Raw genomic sequence first — 20830 nt, 5'->3', positions numbered from 1 at the left:
ACCGGCCCGAGGGCGGCCCGCCGGGTGAGGGGGCCCTCAGCGGCCGCGCCAGGCGCGGTAGCGACCGATCAGCGCGGCGGTGGACGCGTCGAGACCGGCGTCGCCGGCGTCCGGCGGGGTCTCCCCGTACAGGGCCGGGCCGAACTGCTTGGCCATGACCTTGCCCAGCTCGACGCCCCACTGGTCGAAGGAGTCGATCCCCCAGATCGTGCCCTCGACGAAGGTGACGTGCTCGTAGAAGGCGATGATCTGCCCCAGCACCGAGGGGGTCAGCTTCTCGGCCAGGATCGTCGACGACGGCCGGTTGCCCGGCATCACCTTGTGCGGCACGACGTCGGCCGGGGTGCCCTCGGCCTCGATCTCCGCGGCGGACTTGCCGAACGCCAGGGCTGCGGACTGGGCGAACAGGTTCGCCATGAACAGGTCCTGGGAGTCGGCGGCGTCCTCGCCGGGCAGGTCGTGGTGCGGCCGGGCGAAGCCGATGAAGTCGCACGGCACGAGCCGGGTGCCCTGGTGCAGCAGCTGGTAGAACGCGTGCTGGCCGTTGGTGCCCGGCTCGCCCCAGAAGATCTCCCCGGTGGTCGTGGTGACCGGGGTGCCGTCGCCGCGCACCGACTTGCCGTTGGACTCCATCGTCAGCTGCTGCAGGTAGGCCGGCAGCCGGTGCAGGTACTGGGAGTAGGGCAGCACCGCGCGGGTGTCGGCGCCGAAGAAGTTCGAGTACCAGACGCCGAGCAGCCCGGAGATCACCGGCAGGTTCTGCTCGAGCGGGGTGTGGCGGAAGTGCTCGTCCATGGCGTGCATGCCGGCGAGGAACTCCGCGAAGTGCTCGCGGCCGATCGCGCACATGAGGGACAGGCCGATCGCCGAGTCCAGCGAGTAGCGACCGCCGACCCAGTCCCAGAACCCGAACATGTTGTCGGTGGAGATGCCGAACTCCGACACCTTCTCCGCGTTCGTGGACACCGCGGCGAAGTGCTTCGCGACGGCGTCGGTGTCGTCCGTCCCGAGACCGGCGAGCAGCCAGGACCGCGCGTTGCGGGCGTTGGTCAGTGTCTCCTGGGTGGTGAAGGTCTTGGACGAGACGACGAACAGCGTCGTCGCCGGGTCGAGGTCGACCGTCTTCTCGTACAGGTCGGTGGGGTCGATGTTGGACACGAAGCGGCACTCGAGGTCGCGCCGGGCGTAGTCGCGCAGCGCCTCGTAGGCCATGACCGGGCCCAGGTCCGAGCCGCCGATACCGATGTTGACCACCGTCCGGATCCGGTGCCCGGTGAACCCGGTCCACGACCCGGAGCGGACCGCGTCGGTGAACTCGCCCATCCGGTCCAGGACGGCGTGCACGTCGGCGACGACGTCCTGGCCGTCGACGGTGAGCGAGGCGTCCCGCGGCAGCCGCAGCGCCGTGTGCAGCACCGCCCGGTCCTCGGAGGTGTTCACGTGCTCGCCGGTGAACATCGCCTCCGTGCGGGCCGGGAGCCCGGCCGCCCGCGCCAGGTCGGTCAGCAGCCCGACGGTGTCGCGGGTGATGCGGTGCTTGGAGTAGTCGAGCACCAGGTCGGCCCCGGTGGCGGTGAGGGCGGCGGCGCGGTCGGGATCGTCGTCGAACAGCGACCGCAGGTGACGCGGCTCGACCTCCGCCGCATGCTCGGTCAGCGCCGTCCATTCCTGCGTCGCCGTGATGTCGTGGCTGTTCGTGTCGGACACGCGGGCCATCATTGCGCAGCCCCCGGGCCCGAGCGCGGCGGCACGATCCGGCGGCGCGTCACTGGTCCGCTCGGGCGCACCGCCCGTCGCACGGGGGGTCCTGCGGGGCGAACGGTCTGCCCCCGTCGGCGGGCTGCACGCCGCCCCGACCCTCGGTGACCCCCGGTCGAGTGAGTCGGCGGTCACTGCGACGTCCGGGTGATGCGCGGCCCGGCGACGACACGCTGTGTGCCCATGACCTGCGGGGACACCGGGCCGGCACGACCGCTCGACCGGTCGTGCCGCCCGGGCCACCGGCCACGGTGCCACTCGGTCGGGTGCCACGCGGTGGCGCGCATCTCGTCGCGTGCTGCGGCCGCTTCGTCGCTCAGAGTGGCAGATCCGGGTGATGTGGTGCGGTCACGGCCCTAGCCTTCGGTGCATTCCGTGGTGACGAGCTCACCCGCGGTGATCATCTCGTACCTGGAGGAACCGTGTACCGCTCCCTGACCGGAACCCCGCGCGACGTCGTGCTGCTCGTCGCCCGCCTGCTGCTGGCCTACATCATGGTCATGCACTCGTGGAAGAAGATCGACGCCGGTCTGTTCGACACCGCGACCGTGTTCGCGAAGTTCGGCATCCCGCTGGCCATCGGTGCGGCCTCCTTCACGATCGTCGTCGAGCTGGTCTTCTCGCTCTCGGTCGCCCTCGGGGTGCGCATGGTCCTGCCGGGCGCGCTGATGACGTTCGTGATGGCGGGTGCGATCTGGTTCGTCCACGGCAAGAACGGCCTGTTCATGGCCGACAACGGCTGGGCCCTGGTCGGCACGATCATCTGCGCCACGCTGATCCTGATGTCCACCGGCGCCGGCCGGTTCAGCGTGGACGAGCTCCTGTCCCGCCAGGCGGCCCGCCGGATGGAGCAGACCCAGGCGATCCCGCGCCAGACCGTCTCGGTCTGACCCGTACCTCCCGGCCCGCCCGCGCGCCCCGGAGCCGGGCGGGCCGGTGATCCTCCTCCCGACCCGCCCGCGAGCGCGACCACGGCCCGCACCCCGACGCCACGGGGTGCGGGCCGTCGGGCGCTGCGGCGCTAACCTCCGCGGGTGAGCGACGAGCGCGGTACCGGGAGGCGGGCGCTGCCCCGGCTCACCGCGATCCGGTATGTGACCCCGCTGCGCGAGGGCGGGTCGCTGCCCGGGCTGATGGAGGCCGACGACCTCGGTACCTACGCGGTCAAGTTCACCGGGGCCGGGCAGGGCCGCCCGGTGCTGGTCAACGAGATCGTCTCCGGGGAGCTCGCCCGCGGACTGGGCCTGCCCGTCCCACGGATCGCGACGATCGTCGTCGACGGGGCGCTCGGGCGCACCGAACCCGACGAGGAGGTCCAGGAGCTGCTGCGGCACTCCGACGGGCTCAACCTCGCCGTGGACTTCCTGCCCGGCGCGCTCGACCTGGACCCCCTCGCGTTCGACGTCGGGCCCGGGTTCGCCGGGCGCGTGCTCTGGTTCGACGCGCTGGTCGGCAACGTCGACCGTTCCTGGCGCAACTCGAACATGCTGCTCTGGCACCGCAGGCCCTACCTGATCGACCACGGTGCCACGCTCACCTTCGCCCACGACTGGTCGGCTGCGCCGCGGTTCGCCCGGCGGCCGTTCGACGCGGGCGACCACGTCCTGCTCGGTGCGCACCCCGACCTCGACGCCGCCGACGCCGCGCTCGCCCCGCTCGTCACCCCGGCGCTGCTCGACACGGTGCTCGCGCTGGTCCCCGACGAGTGGATCGCCGACGTCGACGGGGTCGGCGGCCCCGAGGCGGTCCGTGCCGCCTACGCCGAGGCACTGCTGGCCCGGGTCGCGGCCCGCGGGGAGTGGTTGCCGGACGTCGTCGCGACGGTGGCGTCGGGCCGACCGCGCCCGGTCGACCGTGCCCCGCGCCGGCCCCCGTGGCTGCGGATCGGCGGCGCCGGCGGAGGGCAGGCACGGTGAGCGCCCTCGTCGCCTACGAGTACGCGCTGCTCCGGGTGGTGCCCCGGGTGGAGCGGGGGGAGTTGATGAACGCCGGCGTGCTGCTGCACTGCCGGGCGCGCGACGTCCTCGCAGTGCGGGTCCATCTCGACCGCGCCCGGCTGGCCGCCCTGGACCCGGACGCCGACGCCGACGCCGTGGACGACCTGCTGGCGACGGTGGCCGCGGTCGCCGCGGTACCCGAGCCGCCGCGGTCGGACCGGCACGCCACCGGGGCGCTGGCCGCCCGCGGGCCGGGCTCGGGGGAGGACATCGGCCGTCGTTTCCGGCGCCTCACGACCGCGCGCAGCACCATCGTGCGCCCCGGCCCGGTCCACACCGGGCTCACCGCGGACCCGGCGGCCGAGGCCGGGCGGCTGCTGGCCCGGCTCGTCCTGCCCGTGGTCCCGACGCACGACGGCGCCGCCCGGTGACCCGGTACGGCGCCGTGCGGCAGGCGGTGGGTCAGGAGGACGCGGCCCGCCCGGCCTTCTCGATGGAGTCCGCCAGCTGCTGCTCGCTCAGCATCGGGAAGAACCCGCTGAAGTCCTGGTCCTGCACGCCGCTCCAGTCGTAGACCTGGGTGACCGTCGTGCCGTCGCCCTCGGGCTCCAGGTGCCAGGTGTAGGTGTGGCCCTCGGCGCGGACGTCACCGATCGCGTCCTTCTTCGCGTCGATCGGGTGCATCGACGGCGCCCAGCCGATCACGCGGTCCTCCTCGAAGGACGTGACGGTGTTCTTCATCTGGTAGTCGCCGAGGTCGCCGTTGTGCATGTTCATCACGAACTCGTCGCCGACCGCGCCGATCCCGGTCGAGCCCTCGACGCCGCGCAGCATGTCGGCACCGTCGATCTCCTGGTGCCGGGCGGGGGTCGACAGCAGGGCGAACAGCTGATGCGGGGTGGCGGACACGGTGCGGGTGACGGTGATCCGGTCGTTCACGGGTTCCTCTCCCACCGGTCGTCGTCGACGGCGCCGGGGTGCGCCGGACGCGACCGGTCATGATCAAGGGAGAGGTGCCCGCAATCGCTCCGTGCGAAACGGGGGGTGGTCGGTGGCGGGGCGATCATGTTGCATCGGGGGATGACCGACGCACACGACGGGGTGGACCCGGTCGCCCTGACCCGGTGGCTCGCCGCGCAGGTGCCACGGGTCGAGCTGGGCGACGGCCCGGTGGCCGTGGAGCGCATCTCCGGCGGGCACTCCAACCTGACCTTCCGGGTCACCGACGCCGGGGGCACGCCGTACGCGCTGCGCCGCCCGCCGACCGGTGGCGTGCTCGCCACCGCGCACGACATGGGCCGGGAGTGGCGCTTCCTGACCGCGCTGGCCGGCACCGCGGTCCCGGTGCCGGAGCCGGTCGCCCTGTGCTCGGACCCGGCGGTGCTGGGCGCGGGCTTCTACCTGATGGGCTGGGTGGACGGTGTGGTCCGGGGGACCGCGCCGCGGGTGAGGCCGTCCCCGAGCCGGAGCGGCGGGCCTGCGGTCTCGACACCGCCGAGGTACTCGCGGCGCTGCACGCCGTCGACCCGGCCGAGGTGGGGCTCGGCGACATGGCGCGGCCCGGCCGCTACCTGGAACGGCAGCTGCGCCGCTGGCACCGGCAGGCGCACGCGGGCGCGTTCACCGACCTCGCCGCGCTCGACGCCGCGCACGCCGCGCTGGTCGAGGCGATGCCGCCGGAGCCGGCCGGCGGGCCGCGGATCGCGCACGGCGACTTCCGGCCGGGGAACCTGTCGTTCCGCGGCGGCCGCATCGCCGGCGTCTTCGACTGGGAGCTCGCGACGCTGGGGGGAGCCGCTCGCCGACCTCGGGTGGCTGCTGGCGTCCTGGGAGCGGCCGGGCGACACGCTGCCGGCGATCACCAGCGGGCCGACGGCGGCGCCCGGCTGGCCGGACCGCGACCTCGTCGCCGCCCGCTACGCCGAGCGCTCCGGGCGGGCGCTGGACCAGCTGCCGTACTGGGTCGCGTTCGCGCACTGGCGGTGCGCCTGCATCGGGGCCGGGGTCTGGACGCGCTACGCCCAGGGCAACATGGGTGCGGGCGCCGAGTCGGGGGAGGCCCTGGAGCGTCGTCGCGAGCGGGTGGTCGCCGACGCCGAGGCCGCACTCGTCGCAGTGCGTCGCCGACCGACGGACCGATCTCGCGGGGCGTAGTCTGCTGCCCACCACAGGTGATCACCGGGGCGCGGGTGGTCGGCGGGGCATCGGTCCCGTCGCGGCGCGCCGCACCGATGCCGCGCAAGGCCCGTCCGCGACCGGGGGAGTACGACGATGTCCGAGGCCGACGACCGCACCCGAGAGATGAGCCGGGAGACCGCCCGGCCCCGCCCCCGCAGCGGGGTGAACCCCGGCCGGCTCTGGGCCGGAGGGGTCGCGACGGCGGTGACCGCCGCGCTGATCGCCCTGGTGGGGCTGCTCATCCTGCAGGTCCTGCTGCAGATCCCCTACCTGGCCCCGGCGGTCTCCGAGCCGCTCGACGGCTGGGCGGCCGCGCAGAGCCTCGCGATCTGGGCGGCGGTCGCCGGCCTGGCGGCCACCGGGCTCGCGCACCTGCTCCTGGTCGCGGTGCCGAGCCCGATGTCCTACTTCGGGTGGATCGCCGGGCTGCTCACCGCGCTGGCCGCGGTGTCCCCGCTGGTACTGACCGAGCAGCCGTGGACGGTCCGCATCGCCACCGCGGTGATCCACCTCGTCATCGGGATGTCGATCATCAGCCTGGTGACGACGACGGTCACCAGCGCCACCAACCGGGTCTGAGCTCAGGCGCCGACCGGGACCCGGGCGTCGCCGAGCCGGACCGGCAGGGACCGGTATCCGCGCAGTACCCGGGTACCCCTGAGCTCGGCGGGGCCGTTGGCGCGCAGGTCGGGGTAGCGGTCGAACAGCGCCCGCAGCCCGACCTCGCCCTCCATCTTCGCCAGCGCCGCGCCCAGGCAGTAGTGGATGCCCTGGCTGAAGGCGACGTGCCGGTCGGCCCCCTCGCGTCCGACGTCGAAGCGGGCCGGGTCGGCGAAGACCTCCGGGTCCCGGTTCGCGCCGCCGAGGTGGGTGAGCACCAGCGCCCCCCGCTTGACCGGGAACCCGCACACCTCGGTGTCGCGGGCGGCGACCCGCCCGGTGCGCTGCACGGGGGAGTCGAGGCGGAGGACCTCGTCGACGGCGTTCGGCCAGAGGGCCGGGTCGGCCTGCAGCCGGGCGAGCTGGTCGGGGTGGGTCAGCAGCAGCCGGGTGCCGTTGCCGATCAGGTTGACCGTCGTCTCGAAGCCGGCGGCGAGCAGCAGCATCGCCAGCGACAGCAGCTCGTCGTGGGTGAGCCGGCCCTCCTCCTCGTCGTAGGCGGCGACGAGCGAGGACAGGATGGAGTCGTTGGGCTCGCGGCGCAGCCGCTCGAAGTGACCCGTCATCCAGTCGGTGAGCGCGTCGATGTCGCGCTCGGACCGCCGGAACGTCGGGTAGTCCAGGCCCATGTCCAGGGAGTAGGCACCACCCTCGCCCCACTCGAGGAACTTCTCCCGCATCCCCACCGGTGCTCCGAGCATCTCGGTGATCACCGTGGCCGGCAGCAGCGAGGCGTAGCCGGAGATGACGTCGGCGCGCCGGTCGGTACCGGTCCGCGCCTCCAGGTCGGCGAGCAGCTGCGCGGCGATCTCCTCGGTGCGCCCGCGCAGGGAGGAGATCGCCTTGGCGCTGAACGAGCGGGTGACCAGCTTGCGGATCCGGTTGTGGTCCGGCGGGTCGATCGACAGCAACGACGGCGGCTCGGCCGGGCCGAGCGGCCACGTCCCGCCTGCGGCGAGCAGCGCCCGCAGCAGGCCCGGCGCGTTCTCGGGCATGCGCATGCCCACACAGAAGTCGGGGCTGCGCAGCACCTCGGTGGTGATCTCGTGGTCGACGGTGGTCCAGGTCAGCGCGGAGCGCACCATCCGGCCCTGCCCGCGGATCTGCTCGTAGGCCGGGTACGGGTCCCGGACCGCGTCCGGGCTGATGATCATGTGGGCACCGAGGTCGCCCTTGGCGGCCTGGCGGGTCACCTCCCGCCGCATCGCCCCGTGCCGCAGCACCCACCGGATCCACCGTCGCACGCCCCGCGATGCCGCCATGCCGGCCTCCCCGCCTCGTCGTCGAGCTCGCCCTCGAAGCTACCAGCAGTAAGTTACCGCCGGTAGGTAGGATTCCTGGCCCCCGGTGGCCGGTGCCCCGGACGCCACGGGGTACCAATGACCGGTGACCGCCGTCGGAGAGCCGCGCCTGCTCGCGGTCAGCGACCTGCACGTCCGGCACGCGGAGAACGCGGACATCGCCGCGGGGCTGCATCCGGGGCACCCGGGGGACTGGCTGATCGTCGCGGGTGACGTCGACGAACGGATCGAGAGCGTCGTCGCGACCCTCGCCCTGCTGCGCGGGCGCTTCGCACAGGTGCTGTGGACCCCGGGCAACCACGAGCTGTGGACCCGCGCCAAGAACGCCCGGGCCGAGGAGGTCGAGCAGCTCGCCGGCGTCGCCCGCTACGAGGAGCTGGTCCGGCGCTGCCGGGAGATCGGGGTCCTGACCCCGGAGGACGGGTGGCCGGTGTGGGAGGGCCCCGGCGGGCCGGTCGTCGTCGCGTCGCTGTTCGTGCCCTACGACTACTCGTTCCTGCCTGCCGGCACCACGACGCCGGAGGAGGAGTTGGCCGCCGCCTACGCCGCCGGCGTCGTCTGCACCGACGAGTACCTGCTGCACCCGGCGCCGTACGCCACGCGTGCGGAGTGGTCTGCGGCGCGGGTGGCGGCGACGGCCGCACGTCTCGACGCGCTCGACCCGGCCCTGCCGACCGTGCTGGTCAACCACTGGCCCCTGGTCTGGGAGCCCTGCGACGTCCTCTGGTACCCGGAGTTCGCGCTCTGGTGCGGGACGATCGCGACGGCCGACTGGCACCGTCGCTACCGGGCGCGTGCGGTCGTGCACGGTCACCTGCACATCCCGCGCACGGTCACGGTCGACGACGTGCCGTTCGTCGAGGTGTCGCTGGGCTATCCGCGGGAGTGGCGACGCCACTCGGACCGGGTCGGGAGCCACTTCCCGGACCTGTTGACGCGCACGGTGTTGCCTGCGTCATAGTTAGGTAAGGCTTACCTTGCTATAGCCTCGGGAGTCCGTCGACACCACGAGGAGAACGATGACTGCGCTGCGCGTCGCCGTGATCGGCGCCGGTCCGGCCGCCATCTACGCCGCCGACACCCTGCTGAAGTCCGACGCCGACGTCGCCGTGGACCTGTTCGAGAAGCTGCCCGCGCCGTTCGGGCTGGTCCGCTACGGGGTGGCCCCGGACCACCCGCGGATCAAGCAGATCGTGCACGCCCTGCACCGCGTGCTGGACCGCCCGGGTGTGCGACTGTTCGGCAACGTCCACGTCGGGACCGACGTCACCCTGTCCGACCTGCGCGACCACTACGACGCGATCATCGCGGCCACCGGCTGCGAGCGGGACCGGGACCTCGACGTCCCCGGCGTCGACCTGCCGGGCAGCCACGGCGCCGCCCGCTTCGTGCAGTGGTACGACGGGCACCCCGACGTCCCGCGGGACTGGGCGCTCGACGCGTCGTCGGTCGCGGTGATCGGGGCCGGCAACGTGGCCCTGGACGTCGCCCGGATCCTGGCCAGCACCGCCGAAGGACTGTCGGGCACCGAGATCCCCGACTCGGTGCACGCCGGGCTCGCCGCCAACCGGGCCACCGACGTGCACGTGTTCGCCCGCCGCGGGATCGCGCACGCCCGGTTCAGCCCGATGGAGCTGCGCGAGCTCGACCACGTGCCGGGCGTCGAGGTGGTCGTCGACCCGGCCGACGTCGAGTTCGACGACGCCGCCGCCGCCGCCGCCGAGGTCCGCTCGGCCAAGCACGTCGAGATGGTGGTGCGGACCCTGCAGGGATGGGCGCTGCGCGACCGGCGCGGTGACCCGCGTCGCGTGCACCTGCACTTCCTGTCGCGCCCGGAACGGATCCTCGGTACCGACCGCGTCGAGGGGATCCGGATCGAGCGCACCGAGTACACCGGCCACGGCGACGTCCGCGACACCGGGGAGTTCACCGACTTCCCGGTCGGCGCGGTCTACCGCGCCGTCGGCTACACCGGCTCACACCTCGCCGGGCTGCCCTTCGACCACGAGCACGGCGTGCTGCCGCACCGCGCGGGGCGGGTGCACGACATCGACGGCCAGGAGCTGCCCGGCGTCTACGCGGTCGGCTGGATCAAGCGTGGACCGGTCGGGCTGATCGGCCACACCAAGGGCTGCGCGTCGGAGACCGTCGCGAGCCTGCTGGCCGATGCCCCGCAGCTGCCCCGGGCGCCGCGCCGCGACCCGGCCGAGGTCGACGCGCTGCTGGAGCGGCGGGGCGTGGCGTACACGACCTGGACCGGATGGCTCGCCCTCGACAAGCACGAGCGCGGCCTCGGCGAGGCGCGTGGTCGCGAGCGGACCAAGGTCGTGCCGCGCGAGGACATGGTGGAGATCAGCAGCGCGGGATGACCCTCCGGCCCACGACGCCGGATGCCGGGGTGGGTGGTCGCGGAACCCCGCGGCCGCCCACCCGATCACTCCCGCGGCCCGGGCAGCGCCCGCGGGACCCGTGAGCCGACCGGCCGGCGTCGTCCCTGCTCCCGGGGCGGGACGAACAGCCACCACAGGATCCACACCCCCGGACCGCTGGTCAGCAGGATCGCGGTGGCCAGCCAGCCGTCGCGCCACAGGGCGCCGGCGACGACCCAGCCCGCGATCCACACCGCCATCGCGACCAGCCGGATGCGGATCCGGCGCCCGTGCTCGACGGCCAGCGGCTCGGTCAGGTCGGTGACGCCCGGGACCGGATCGCGACGGCGGCGACGCATGCCCGCGACGCTACGCGGGCTCAGCCGCGCGTGCGCTCCCCGAAGCGGCGGCGGAACTTCTCGACCTGGCCCGCGGCGTCGAGCACCCGGGCGTTGCCCGTCCAGAACGGGTGCGACGCCGAGGTCGTGTCGACCTTGATCAGGGGATAGGTGTTCCCGTCCGACCACTCGACGGTCTCGCGCGAGGTCTCGGTCGACCGGGTCAGGAACTCGTCGCCGGTGGACGTGTCGCGATAGACGACCGGGCCGTACGGGGGGTGGATGCCGGGCTTCACGGTGTTCCTCCTGCGTCGCGGGTGTTACCGTCCTATCCTAATCGACAACGATTACTGTTTGCAGGAAGGGTTCCGGTGGACGGGTTCACGGTGGTCCGGTGCGGGGCCTGCGCCCACGCGCCGTCGGGGTTCGACGAGGACGCGCACGGCACCGTCGCGGCCCTGCCGGGCGTCGACGAGGTGCTGGTCGAGGGCCTGCGGGCGGTGGTGCAGGACAGCGCCCACGGGGTCCTGGTGACCGCGGGGTGCCGGCTGGGGCCGGGCGTCTGCGCGGTGCGGCGACCCGGGCTGATGCTGCTGGTGCAGGCCTGCGACGAGACCCGCACCCGTCCGGCGTCGCCGGTGGTCGCGGTCGGCCCGGTGCGCAGCACCGACGACGTCCGCGCGGTGACGTCCTGGCTGCAGGGCGGCGGTGCACCCGACCCGCAGGCGTTGCCCGCGCGGCTGCGCTGCGCGATCTCCCCGGAGACCGCCCGCGGCTGACGTCCGCCGACCGTGGTCCGCACCGGCCGGTCGCGGTGACCCCTGCGCCCGGGGGCCTCCGGGGGGAGGTGGTGACGCGGCGCCGGGGGAGTCGCCACCCTCACGCGGCGAGGACGACGGGCGGGGTGGAGCGGACGACGGGATTCGAACCCGCGACCCTCACCTTGGCAAGGTGATGCGCTACCAGCTGCGCTACGTCCGCAGTCGCACCGTGTCGGTGCGTGTGCCCGACCACGATAACGCACCGGGTCCCCGCGCCCGCGCCGCACCTCCGGTGTCGATCACTAGCCGGCCGGGTCCGCGGGTACGCCGCCGTCATGAGCGGACGGTTGGACGGGACGACGGTGATCGTGACGGGCGCGTCGAGCGGTATCGGGGAGGCGACCGCACGGGCACTGGCCGCCGAGGGGGCGACGGTGGCGCTGCTGGCGCGGCGCCGGGAGCGGCTCGAGCAGCTGGCCTCGGAGCTGCCCGGGGCCTCGGCGCACCCGGTGGACATCACCGACGACGAGGCGCTGCACAGCACGGTCGCGGCCGTCGTCGAACGGCACGGCGGGCTGGACGTCCTGGTGAACAACGCCGGGGTGGGGGCCTGGGGCCCGGCGGCCGAGGCCGACGTCGCGGACTGGCGCACGATGATCGACGTCAACCTCACGGGCGTCCTGTCGACGACGCACGCGGCCCTGCCGCACCTGGCGACCGCGGCAGGCGGGCCGCGCGGCGTCGCGGACGTGGTCACGGTCAGCTCGGTGGCCGGACGGCGGGTCCCCTCGCCGGAGAGCAACGTGTACGCGGCCACCAAGCACGGGGTCGGCGCGTTCTGCGAGGCGTTGCGCCAGGAGTACGCCGGGCGTCACGTGCGGGTCGGTCTGGTGGAACCCGGCCTGGTGGCCTCGGCCATGACGACCTCGGGCGCGGAGTACGCGCCCGACGCGAAGTCGAAGGGCGAGCGCGGGGTGCTGCAGCCGGCCGACATCGCCGACGCCGTGGTCTACATGGTGACCCGGCCGCGACACGCGGCGGTCAACGAGATGCTGGTCCGACCGGTGGAGCAGGTGCGCTGAAGCGCGGCGCCCCGGGCCGGACGACAGAATCCCCGGGGGCGGGAACTCCGCCCCCGGGGATCCGGGAATGGTGCGCGATACTGGGATTGAACCAGTGACCCCTACCGTGTCAAGGTAGTGCTCTCCCGCTGAGCTAATCGCGCGAGGCGGCGGCGGGAATCGAACCCGCGTACAGGGCTTTGCAGGCCCTTGCCTAAGCCACTCGGCCACGCCGCCGGAAACCGGCCTGATGACGGGCCCGGCAGAGCGGACGACGGGATTCGAACCCGCGACCCTCACCTTGGCAAGGTGATGCGCTACCAGCTGCGCTACGTCCGCATGTCGCACCGTTCCCGAGGCGTTTCCGCAAGTTCCCGGTGCGTTGGGAGAACAGTAGCGCACCGTCCTCGCGCGCTGTCGAGGGGGTGCCCGATGATCGTCCGGCCAGGTCAGCGTCGCCGTGGCGGTCCGTGACGCCCCGGAGCGCTCCGCGACGAACCGGGGCTCCGCGTCGCACGCCCCGCACATGCAAGATCCCCGGGGCCGACGGGCGGCCCCGGGGATCCGGGAATGGTGCGCGATACTGGGATTGAACCAGTGACCCCTACCGTGTCAAGGTAGTGCTCTCCCGCTGAGCTAATCGCGCGTGGGAAGAGGAGTCTCCGAGCGGACGACGGGATTCGAACCCGCGACCCTCACCTTGGCAAGGTGATGCGCTACCAGCTGCGCTACGTCCGCACCGTGCACCACGTTCCGGGCCGACTGGCCCGCCCGCGGCGCGGTGAGAGAACACTAGCACCCGCCCCGAGGGGGGTCCGACCGCCCCCCTCTCCATCACCGGGTGTTCTCTCACGTGCGGAGACGCGCTCCGCCCGGTGGTGGGGTGCGTCGGGTCAGTCCCGGGCGGTGGTGTCGAGCAGGTCCGCGAGGGCCGCGTCGAAGTCGAGCCACGAGTACTCGGCGGCCGGGGGCACGGCGTCGTAGGTCGCCTGCAGGAACTCCGACAGGGTCGCCGCGGAGGTGGTGAACAGGGCGTGGCCCGAGGGGGAGGTGAGCTCGAGCTCGATCCGGGTCGGGTCGTCGCTCATCGGCTGCACCCGGACGTCGCCGGTCCCGGCGGAGTCGACCAGTCCGTCGCCGAGCAGGTCGCGGGCGAACACCCAGTCGACCGTGGTGTCGTGGCCGGTCTTGAACGAGGCCTGCACGGCGTAGGGGTCGCGGCTCGTGTAGGACAGTTCGACCTTCACGGGCACGACAGGCGCGTCCGGAGCGATGAGCTCGAACATGGCCGTCGCCCGGATCGTCTTGGACTCGTCGCGCATCGGTGATCCTCTTTCGTGGGGGCGTTGCGTGGGGCGTCAGTGTGGGAACGAGAGAGAAGGCCTCGGGGTGACGGGTTCGATGCGCAAGAACGTGGATCACCGTGGGATGACCCCCGATCGAGTCACAACGGTGTAACTCACCGCGTGCGACGGCGGGGCTGAACGGGCTCCGCGACGTCCTGGCGTGTGAGCGGCGCAGCACAGAACGACTACTCTCGTCGGAGTCCGAACCGAAGAGGGGGCGGACACCGAACACAGCAATCGTGAGGACAACGCTGGTGGCAGGCATCGCCGAACCGCCGGACCACCCGGAGCACGGGCGGGCCGCCGGGTCTGCCGCGCGCCGTGAACCGTCGCGTCGTGACGACGCCGCGGACACGAGGCTCGTGCAACGGATCGTGTCCGGCGACTCGACCGCACTGGGTGAGCTGTACGACCGGTTCGGGCGTCAGGCCTACTCCCTCGCGCGGCGCATCTGCGCCGACGAGGGACTGGCCGAGGACGTCGTGCAGGAGGTCTTCCTGGCCTTCTGGCGCGACCCGTCGCGCTTCGACCCGGCCAAGGGCCGTTTCGGCACCTGGTTGCTGACCCTGGTGCACCACAAGTCCGTCGACGCCGTCCGCCGGGAGAGCGCCATCCGGCGCCGCACCGTCCCGGCGACCGACGACGGCTCGGAGTGGAACGCGCCGCCCGGGCCGGGCGCCGACGAGGGGGCCATCGGCGCGCTCGTCGCGGGCCAGGTGCGGGACGCGCTCGGGCAGCTGCCCGCCGACCAGCGGAAGGTCCTCGCACTGGCCTACTACGGCGGCTACACCCAGCGCGAGGTGGCCGCCATGACCGGTGTCCCGCTGGGCACCGTGAAGTCCCGCATGTTCACCGGGGTCGCCAAGCTCCGGCACCTGCTGGGGCCGGTGCTCGGGGAGGCCGGGGCGGACCTGGCGGGAGGGCTGTCGTGAACGGCAACGAGGGGAGGCCCTGTCCGATGAACGAACAGACGGTCGGGTGGGCGCTGCACGCTCTCGAGCCCGATGAGGAGATCGAGGTGGTGCAGCACCTCGAGGGCTGCGACGAGTGCCGACGGCTGGCCGCGGACGTCGCCGAGACGACGACCGTCCTCGGTAGCGCGGTGCCGCAGGTCGACCCGCCGGCGTCGCTGCGCGAGTCGATCCTGGAGCAGGCCCGCAACACCCCGCAGATCGGTCGGGAGTCCGAGCGCCCGGTCCCGCGGCACGCCCGTCGCGACGAGGTCGCGTCCCGCGCCGCCGCCGAGGCGGCGCCGCGGGCCCGCCCGGCACGCTCCGAGCGGTCCACCGGTGCCACGACACGCCCGCCGGCGGGGCCCGGACGCGGCCCCGCCCGGAACGGGTGGCTGCGCCGCCCCGGACGGGTGCTGGTCGCCGCGGCCCTCGCACTGGCGGTGATCGTCGGTGGGGGAGCGGCGATCGGGCAGGTGCAGTCGCTGCAGGCCGAGCGCGACGCGAGCCTCGCGCAGGCCCAGGAGATGCGCGACGTGCTCTCCGCCATCGCGCAGCCCGGAACCCCGCACGCCTTCCTCTCCGCCGAGCCCGGGGCGCCGATGGTCGCGGCGGTCGTGATGAAGGACGGCCGACGGCAGGTCATGCCGATTGGGCTCGACCCGAACGAGACCGCCGACCAGACCTATGTGCTGTGGGGTCTGAACGACGACGGAACTCCGCGGGCGGTCGGCACGTTCGACGTGCGGGCGGGGCAGTCGGGACCGGTGTCCGTAGAATCCGCCGACAGCGGGAACTACGGGACATACGCCGTCTCGCTCGAGCGCGGAAGGGAGGCTCCCCCCGCGCCGACCAAGGTAGTCGTGGCCGGGCAGGTGGAGACCTGAGTACGACGGAGAAGAACGGCGTCGGTGCACCGGCGTCCGGGAGGACCACCTCCGGGCGCCGCTACACCGGTGTCCGCAAGAAGTACCGGCGGGCGAAGGTCCGCTACCGCGTGTTCCGGGCCCGGGTGGCCCGGAACCCGGTGCTGGACCTGACCTACCGCATCACCATGGGTGTCCTCGGCACCGCGATCGTCGTCATCGGGATCATCGCGCTGCCCGCACCCGGGCCCGGCTGGGCGATCATCTTCCTCGGGTTGGGTGTGCTCGCCGCCGAGTTCAGCTGGGCGCAGCGGCTCCTGCACTGGGTCCGCGTCCGTTACGACGGCTGGGTCGCCTGGATGGGTCGCCAGAACCGTCTCGTGCAGCTGCTGGTGATGACGCTGATCCTCGGAACGGTCGCGGTCTGCGCGTGGCTGTTCGGGATCTTCGAGACGGTCGGCGGCTGGGTGGGTATCGACTGGGAGTGGTTGCACTCGCCGCTGCTGCCGTTGATCCAGCCGCCGCCCCCGCCGGTCCCGGTGCCCGGATCGGAGCTGGTCACGAGCCCGCAGTGATCACGGGCGACCCCGGTGAACGGCGGTGGCGCGGGCTGTGTAGAGTTGGCGTCACCGCTGAGGGCGATTAGCTCAGGGGGAGAGCGCTTCGTTCACACCGAAGAGGTCACTGGTTCGATCCCAGTATCGCCCACAGTCAAAACCCCTGGTCACAGGCTCAACGAGCCGGATGTGACCAGGGGTTTCGTCGTCTTCGGGTGTGCTGCCTGTCGAACTGCCTGACTATCGCTGTTCCTCGGGGAACAGGTCGTTCATCGCCGTGGCGCCGTCGTCGATCACGGGTCGGATCTGCTTGCGGTAGACGAGTTCGGTGACCGAGCTGCCGCCCGCGTGGCCGACGAGTCGAGCGATCTGGTCGACCGTCATACCGCTGTCGGAGAGCAGCGACACGAAGCTGTGCCGCAGCTCGCGCGGCGTCCATTCGGCTGCGTCGATCCCGGCGGCGGTGAGGACCCGGCGGAAGCCGCGACGCACGTTGGCCGCGTCGAGTCCGGTCCCGCTCTCGGAGGCGAACACGAGGTCGTGGTCGTGCCAGCGTGCTCCAGCGTGGACGCGCTGCCGATCCATCCTGGCGCGCTGGGCCCGTAGTACCTCGATGCAACGACTCGGCAGCGCGATGGTGCGCCGTGACTTCCGGGTCTTGGTGTCGCCGTCGAGCCGGCCCGAGCGCCAGACCGTCATGTGCGGCGGCGCCGGGGGATCGGCGTCCGGGTTGCTCGGCGCGGTCACTGGACGGTGCAAATCCGGTACAAACTGGGCAGCAGCAGCTTCGCATTATCGGTCGCCGATGTGGTGGAGCGGGCGGGTCACGCCCGGCGTGGGTTACCGCAGCTGGGAGTAGAGCCGCGGAACAGACGAGCGCTTCGGCCTATGAACGGGTAGCCAGGCTCGACTTCTGTGCGCCGAGGAGGTGAATGAGGGCGGCGCGCAGGGGTGTGCAGCGCGCGGCTGGGATGGCAGTGGTTCAGAGTCCGACCGAGTCCGCGCCGTGCTTGGCTTGGGCAGCCGTGAAACCCTCGTACTCGAGTTGGTCGATGAGACTTCCGCGGGAGAACGAGCTGTAGTCCATGTAGCTCTTGGCGGACTTCGCCGCCTGCTCGTTCCAGTCGACGGACACGTGATCAACGGCGTACGTGGCGTCGGCAGTGGAGTAGTCCTCGAACGTGAGCTGGTCGATCAAGCCCTGGCGGGAGAACGCGGTGTAGTCGAGGTAGCTTTCGGCCGACGCGACCGCGTTCTGCCGGCTCACCGACAGGGCGGGTGTGGTCGGTTCCGGCGGGGCTGCAGCGAACGTGTCGGGGGCTGACAGCGTGGTCTTCGGTGCGGGCACCGTGGCCAGGGGTGGTGCGGCGATTGAGGTGGGCGGGATGACCGCAGGTGCATAGGTTGGAGCCGTTGCGTCCGAGGTCCCTGTGCGCCCGTCGTCGGTCCCCGCTGCTGCGGCGGCGACAATCAGTGCGACCGCGCCGCCGACGATGAAGGGCCACTTCCGCCGTCGCCTCGGAGTCGGGGGCTGCGAAGCCTGCTGCGCCCAGTGGGCGTGCGAGGTCTGTTGCATCCGGTGAGTGTGGGAGGTCTGCTGGGCCTGGTGGGCGTGCGAGGTGTGCTGCGCCCAGGGGGCTATCGGCGGGCTCCACTGCTGCGGGATTTGGCCCTGCTGCGGAAAGTGGCCCGGCGGGGTGTGCTGGGAAGGGCCCTGCGGGGCCTGCGGCGTCTTCACACCCCCTGTGTCGCGCGGGGAGATCGGGTGTTGCAGTTTGCGGTACGGCATCATCAGGACTGTGGAGGCCCTACGCTGCCAAGGCATGTGAACGCCGCCGCGCTCTGCCCGGCATGGGGCGGAAACGGCCCGACGCTCCGTTCTGGAGAGCGTGGCACGGAAGGAACGAGGGCCGCGTCCCGTCGGTCGGGCCGGACCGCGAATCGCGCGAGCCGCAACCGTGCAGAGCAAAGATCTGTTTGACCAGCTGCCTGACAACGGCCCATCACATGAGCGATACCCGGTGGGCGCCCACGGACGAAGCGATCGCATCGACCTGGGAAGCATCACTTGTCGAGCAGTCGTTTCGGTTGCTTCCCACCGAAGAAGTCACTGGTTCGATCCCGCTATCGCCCACAGTCAAAACCCGTGGTCACAGGCTCAGCTAGCCGAATGTGACCAGGGGGGGCGTCGTGTCCGGCTGCGCTGCCTGTCGTGCTGCGTGACTATCGCGGTTCCCCGGCGAACAAGTGGTTCATCGCGGTGGCATCGTCGTCGATCACGGGCCGCTCGGTCCGGATCCGGCGGCACCCCGCACGTCCTCGTCGTCGACGTCGCAGTGGGTCGCCGGCGTTGCGCGCGCCCGGGCGGGCGGCGCCCCGGCGTCGACGTCCTACTCCGCCGCCCGCGCGGCGATGTCCCGCAGTGCCCGGACGTGGGTCTCCACCTGCTCGCGGCCCCCGTGGGTCAGCCGCAGCCAACTTCGTCGCGCCGGTCCGTGGCGTTCTCGCCGGGACTCGACCAGGCCCGAGCCTGCCAGGGACCTGACCTGCTTCGACAGCGCCGAGTCCGTGAGCCCGACCCGGTCCCGTACGAAGCCGAACTCCACCTCTCCCGCGGCCAGGAGGGTCGCGACGATGCGCAGCCGGGTGGGGTCGAGGAGCAGGGGGGCCAGGCGGGTGTCCGGTGCGTCGTCAGACATCGCGTCCCGCGCGGGGCAGCAGGCGCGTGACGACGACGATGCCTGCCGGTCGGGTGAGTGCCAGGAGTGCACCCGCGGCCCGGTGGGGGTGGCGCAGCCGGCGTCGCCGCAGCAGTGCGACCGCGACGCGCTCCGTCGTCATCCAGGCGGCGATCGAGCCGAACAGCAGGGCTGCGCGACGGGGCGCGGGTCCTGCTGCGGGCTCGTAGGGGACCACCGGGCTGGAGCGGGAGACGGCGACGGTCAAGGCGACGAGCGTGGTCTGCACGACGGCGGTCACCACCTTCTGCGTCCGCCTCGGTACGTGGTCCTTGACGGCGTGGTCGACGAACGTGAGGGCGGCCGTCGCCAGCAGGAGCGCAGGGCGCGCGGTGCGGTCGGCGGCGTCGACGGCCCGGCGAGCCGCATCGATCTCGAGGAGCTCTGTCGCGGCGCGTTCGGACGGGCTCCGGCTCATGGTTCCCTCCCCGGTGATGCAGCCAGGGTGCCACCTACTTTCCGTGTAGGCAACTAGTTGTGCCGGTCGGTGGCGGGTGCCGGGACGTCGCGTACGTGGCCCGGGGGCGGCCGCCTGCCTCCCGGCCGCGTCCACACCGGGTCCGTCGTGGGCCACGGGCCGGATCCGCGGAGCCGGCCCTCCCCGCTCAGCCGACCGGTTTCCGGCGCCCTCCGCGCAGCACCCGCGCCACCGTCCCGGGGCGGGCCAGCACGCTGGGGTGCTCGTGCATCATCGTGACCGCGGACAGGCGCCGGTTCAGCTCGGGATCGGTGAACGACGCGGCCTGCAGCCGTCGCCCGAACCAGGCCGCGACCGGGTATCCGCGCGGGTAGGGACCGTCGACGTGCGGCAGCCGCAGGTCGGCCAGGGTCGAGATGCTCCAGGCGGCGTCGACGACGACCTGCACGTCGTCGAGGTAGCGGCGGGCGGGCTCGGCAGGCGACGGGGCGGAGCGCAGGTACGCCGACAGGCAGGAGGCGTGCAGCGCGGCGGAGGTCATCCCCTGCCCGTAAACGGGGTTGAACGAGGCGATCGCGTCGCCGATCGGGACGACACCGGCGGGGAGCCGTCGCAGGGACGCGGGATCGCGGCGGCGGCTGTCGGCCTGGTGGTAGGTGACGACGTCGCCGATCATCCGGGCGCCGGAGGCGATGTCGCCGAACGCGGACGGGAAGTCCCGCTCGCAGCGCGTGCGGAAGTCGGCGGTGTCGCGGGTGGGCCGGTCGTCGCCGTAGCCGGCGACCAGGACGATCCACCGGTCGTTCTCGACCGCCTGGATCCCGGCCTGGCGGGCGACCCGGCCGTCGTCGGCGTCGGAGGTCGCGATCACGACGCCGGCGTCGCTGACCGCGGGGTCACGCTCGAACAGGGCGCTGGCGTAGTTCAGCCTGATCGGCATCCGCTGCCAGGTGGGACGCGGATGACCACCGTGTTCCAGCCACTCGGCGAGCCTGCTCGACCGGCCCGTGGCGTCGACGACCAGGTCCGCGGGCTCGGTCACGACCTCGTCGTCGACCCGCACCCGGGCCCCGGACACCCGCGCACCGTCGAACACCAGCCCCTCGGCACGCCCGGCGACGACGCGGATCCCGGGGACGGCGGTGGTGGCCCGCCGGACCAGGTTCTCCAGGAACGGGCGGGTCGTCACCAGGGTCGGCTCCTCCTGCGGCGTGGCGGGGAGCGGACGGCGGCGGCCGTTGACCCAGAGCTCCACCGTGGCGGGGTCGGGCGGCACCGCACCCTCCCGCATCGCGGTGTCGGTGAAGCCGGGGAACCAGCGTTCGAGCTGGACCTGCCCGGCGGGCAGCAGCGCGTGCACCTGTCCGCCCTGCGGGACGCCCGGGCGGGGCCCCGGACCGGTCGGGTCGCCGTCGGGGTCGACGAGCAGGACCTCCTCGGCGTGGTCGGCGAGCACCCGGGCGGCGAGCATCCCGGCCACGCTCGCCCCGAGCACCACGGCGCGGCCCATGACGGTGCGTGGTCCCCGCGGTGGGCGTGCGGTGGCGATCTCGGCGAACACGCGGGCCGGCGGACGGGGCACGGACGGCCTC

The 20830-nt window shown here is 72.9% G+C and carries 22 protein-coding genes, 7 tRNA genes and 2 pseudogenes; 14 read left to right on the top strand and 17 right to left on the bottom strand.

Annotation, left to right across the window (positions count from 1 at the left end; all coding sequences use genetic code 11):
• Window positions 1–36: 36 nt before the first annotated feature.
• Window positions 37–1707: a glucose-6-phosphate isomerase gene (pgi, locus tag KPF47_RS21220; RefSeq protein WP_374108873.1), complete on the bottom strand. Its 1671-nt coding sequence runs from the start codon at window positions 1705–1707 to the stop codon at window positions 37–39.
• 473 nt (window positions 1708–2180) lie between these two features.
• Here pgi and KPF47_RS21215 point away from each other — a divergent pair, with 473 nt between their 5' ends.
• From KPF47_RS21215 to KPF47_RS21205, 3 genes are all read left to right on the top strand, one after another.
• Complete coding sequence (locus KPF47_RS21215) at window positions 2181–2648, top strand: DoxX family protein (protein ID WP_224390486.1); 468 nt, start codon at window positions 2181–2183, stop codon at window positions 2646–2648.
• 144 nt (window positions 2649–2792) lie between these two features.
• A complete protein-coding gene (locus tag KPF47_RS21210; RefSeq protein WP_224390484.1) occupies window positions 2793–3674 on the top strand; it encodes a HipA family kinase in 882 nt (293 codons plus the stop codon).
• The gene (locus KPF47_RS21205) at window positions 3671–4126 is read left to right on the top strand and encodes a DUF3037 domain-containing protein (RefSeq protein WP_224390483.1); all 456 of its coding nucleotides are present in this window, start codon (window positions 3671–3673) and stop codon (window positions 4124–4126) included. Before KPF47_RS21210 ends, KPF47_RS21205 begins: the two co-directional genes overlap by 4 nt.
• Before the next feature lie 31 nt (window positions 4127–4157).
• On the opposite strand, the gene KPF47_RS21200 is transcribed toward KPF47_RS21205, so the two are convergent.
• Entirely contained in the window at window positions 4158–4634 is a 477-nt protein-coding gene (locus tag KPF47_RS21200) for an SRPBCC family protein (RefSeq protein WP_224390482.1), read from the bottom strand.
• A gap of 126 nt (window positions 4635–4760) precedes the next feature.
• Between KPF47_RS21200 and KPF47_RS41020 the strand changes: the two are divergent.
• From KPF47_RS41020 to KPF47_RS21190, 3 genes and pseudogenes are all read left to right on the top strand, one after another.
• Window positions 4761–5120: pseudogene (locus tag KPF47_RS41020) on the top strand (phosphotransferase); the annotation flags it as partial.
• Window positions 5060–5437: pseudogene (locus KPF47_RS41015) on the top strand (phosphotransferase); the annotation flags it as partial. The pseudogenes KPF47_RS41020 and KPF47_RS41015, both read left to right, overlap by 61 nt.
• A gap of 529 nt (window positions 5438–5966) precedes the next feature.
• Complete coding sequence (locus KPF47_RS21190) at window positions 5967–6452, top strand: DUF6069 family protein (RefSeq protein ID WP_224390481.1); 486 nt, start codon at window positions 5967–5969, stop codon at window positions 6450–6452.
• 2 nt (window positions 6453–6454) lie between these two features.
• On the opposite strand, the gene KPF47_RS21185 is transcribed toward KPF47_RS21190, so the two are convergent.
• The gene (locus KPF47_RS21185; protein WP_224390480.1) at window positions 6455–7795 is read right to left on the bottom strand and encodes a cytochrome P450; all 1341 of its coding nucleotides are present in this window, start codon (window positions 7793–7795) and stop codon (window positions 6455–6457) included.
• Window positions 7796–7919: 124 nt separating this feature from the next.
• On the opposite strand from KPF47_RS21185, the gene KPF47_RS21180 reads away from it, so the two are divergent.
• Window positions 7920–8795, top strand: a complete 876-nt coding sequence (locus KPF47_RS21180) for a metallophosphoesterase (RefSeq protein ID WP_224390479.1) — start codon at window positions 7920–7922, stop codon at window positions 8793–8795.
• A 58-nt stretch (window positions 8796–8853) separates the two neighbouring features.
• Window positions 8854–10203, top strand: a complete 1350-nt coding sequence (locus tag KPF47_RS21175; protein ID WP_224390478.1) for an FAD-dependent oxidoreductase — start codon at window positions 8854–8856, stop codon at window positions 10201–10203.
• Window positions 10204–10268: 65 nt separating this feature from the next.
• Here the strand turns inward: KPF47_RS21175 and KPF47_RS21170 are convergent, their stop codons facing one another.
• Both KPF47_RS21170 and KPF47_RS21165 read right to left on the bottom strand, forming a co-directional pair.
• Entirely contained in the window at window positions 10269–10562 is a 294-nt protein-coding gene (locus KPF47_RS21170) for a DUF3099 domain-containing protein (RefSeq protein ID WP_224390476.1), read from the bottom strand.
• A 20-nt stretch (window positions 10563–10582) separates the two neighbouring features.
• Window positions 10583–10837, bottom strand: a complete 255-nt coding sequence (locus tag KPF47_RS21165; protein WP_020624102.1) for a type B 50S ribosomal protein L31 — start codon at window positions 10835–10837, stop codon at window positions 10583–10585.
• Window positions 10838–10912: 75 nt separating this feature from the next.
• Here KPF47_RS21165 and KPF47_RS21160 point away from each other — a divergent pair, with 75 nt between their 5' ends.
• The gene (locus tag KPF47_RS21160) at window positions 10913–11320 is read left to right on the top strand and encodes a hypothetical protein (protein WP_224390474.1); all 408 of its coding nucleotides are present in this window, start codon (window positions 10913–10915) and stop codon (window positions 11318–11320) included.
• Window positions 11321–11446: 126 nt separating this feature from the next.
• On the opposite strand, the gene KPF47_RS21155 is transcribed toward KPF47_RS21160, so the two are convergent.
• A tRNA-Gly gene (locus KPF47_RS21155) sits at window positions 11447–11522 on the bottom strand.
• A gap of 115 nt (window positions 11523–11637) precedes the next feature.
• Here KPF47_RS21155 and KPF47_RS21150 point away from each other — a divergent pair.
• Window positions 11638–12384: an SDR family oxidoreductase gene (locus KPF47_RS21150; protein ID WP_224390472.1), complete on the top strand. Its 747-nt coding sequence runs from the start codon at window positions 11638–11640 to the stop codon at window positions 12382–12384.
• Window positions 12385–12452: 68 nt separating this feature from the next.
• Here KPF47_RS21150 and KPF47_RS21145 read toward each other — a convergent pair.
• The 6 genes from KPF47_RS21145 to KPF47_RS21120 form a co-directional block, all read right to left on the bottom strand.
• A tRNA-Val gene (locus KPF47_RS21145) sits at window positions 12453–12527 on the bottom strand.
• A gap of 1 nt (window position 12528) precedes the next feature.
• A tRNA-Cys gene (locus KPF47_RS21140) sits at window positions 12529–12600 on the bottom strand.
• Window positions 12601–12629: 29 nt separating this feature from the next.
• A tRNA-Gly gene (locus KPF47_RS21135) sits at window positions 12630–12702 on the bottom strand.
• Between the two features lie 232 nt (window positions 12703–12934).
• Window positions 12935–13009 (bottom strand) — tRNA-Val (locus KPF47_RS21130).
• Between the two features lie 19 nt (window positions 13010–13028).
• Window positions 13029–13101 (bottom strand) — tRNA-Gly (locus KPF47_RS21125).
• Between the two features lie 155 nt (window positions 13102–13256).
• Window positions 13257–13685 carry an SsgA family sporulation/cell division regulator gene (locus KPF47_RS21120; RefSeq protein WP_224390471.1) on the bottom strand — a complete coding sequence of 143 codons (429 nt, stop codon included), beginning with the start codon at window positions 13683–13685 and terminating at the stop codon, window positions 13257–13259.
• A gap of 278 nt (window positions 13686–13963) precedes the next feature.
• Here KPF47_RS21120 and KPF47_RS21115 point away from each other — a divergent pair, with 278 nt between their 5' ends.
• The 4 genes from KPF47_RS21115 (at window position 13964) to KPF47_RS21100 (ending at window position 16233) form a co-directional block, all read left to right on the top strand.
• Complete coding sequence (locus KPF47_RS21115; protein WP_224390470.1) at window positions 13964–14641, top strand: RNA polymerase sigma factor; 678 nt, start codon at window positions 13964–13966, stop codon at window positions 14639–14641.
• Window positions 14642–14667: 26 nt separating this feature from the next.
• Entirely contained in the window at window positions 14668–15546 is an 879-nt protein-coding gene (locus KPF47_RS21110; protein ID WP_224390469.1) for an anti-sigma factor, read from the top strand.
• A gap of 110 nt (window positions 15547–15656) precedes the next feature.
• A complete protein-coding gene (locus KPF47_RS21105) occupies window positions 15657–16100 on the top strand; it encodes a TIGR02611 family protein (RefSeq protein ID WP_224390468.1) in 444 nt (147 codons plus the stop codon).
• Between the two features lie 61 nt (window positions 16101–16161).
• A tRNA-Val gene (locus KPF47_RS21100) sits at window positions 16162–16233 on the top strand.
• 89 nt (window positions 16234–16322) lie between these two features.
• Here the strand turns inward: KPF47_RS21100 and KPF47_RS21095 are convergent.
• The 5 genes from KPF47_RS21095 to KPF47_RS21075 all read right to left on the bottom strand — a co-directional run bounded on the left by KPF47_RS21095 (window position 16323) and on the right by KPF47_RS21075 (window position 20820).
• Window positions 16323–16829, bottom strand: coding sequence for a tyrosine-type recombinase/integrase (locus tag KPF47_RS21095; protein ID WP_224390467.1), 507 nt, complete (start codon window positions 16827–16829; stop codon window positions 16323–16325).
• A gap of 235 nt (window positions 16830–17064) precedes the next feature.
• Complete coding sequence (locus KPF47_RS40310; RefSeq protein ID WP_224390466.1) at window positions 17065–17430, bottom strand: Ltp family lipoprotein; 366 nt, start codon at window positions 17428–17430, stop codon at window positions 17065–17067.
• Between the two features lie 1042 nt (window positions 17431–18472).
• Entirely contained in the window at window positions 18473–18781 is a 309-nt protein-coding gene (locus KPF47_RS21085) for a transcriptional regulator (protein WP_224390465.1), read from the bottom strand.
• Window positions 18774–19238 carry a hypothetical protein gene (locus tag KPF47_RS21080; protein WP_224390464.1) on the bottom strand — a complete coding sequence of 155 codons (465 nt, stop codon included), beginning with the start codon at window positions 19236–19238 and terminating at the stop codon, window positions 18774–18776. The genes KPF47_RS21085 and KPF47_RS21080 overlap by 8 nt, the downstream gene beginning before the upstream one ends.
• 187 nt (window positions 19239–19425) lie before the next feature.
• Complete coding sequence (locus KPF47_RS21075) at window positions 19426–20820, bottom strand: NAD(P)/FAD-dependent oxidoreductase (protein WP_224390463.1); 1395 nt, start codon at window positions 20818–20820, stop codon at window positions 19426–19428.
• Window positions 20821–20830: the final 10 nt, after the last annotated feature.

It is taken from the genome of Pseudonocardia sp. ICBG1293 (genome assembly GCF_020131355.1).
In the GTDB taxonomy this organism is placed as follows: Bacteria; Actinomycetota; Actinomycetes; order Mycobacteriales; family Pseudonocardiaceae; genus Pseudonocardia.
Note: the sequence above shows the minus strand (reverse complement) of the source record. Positions and strands in the feature narration are given on the sequence as shown.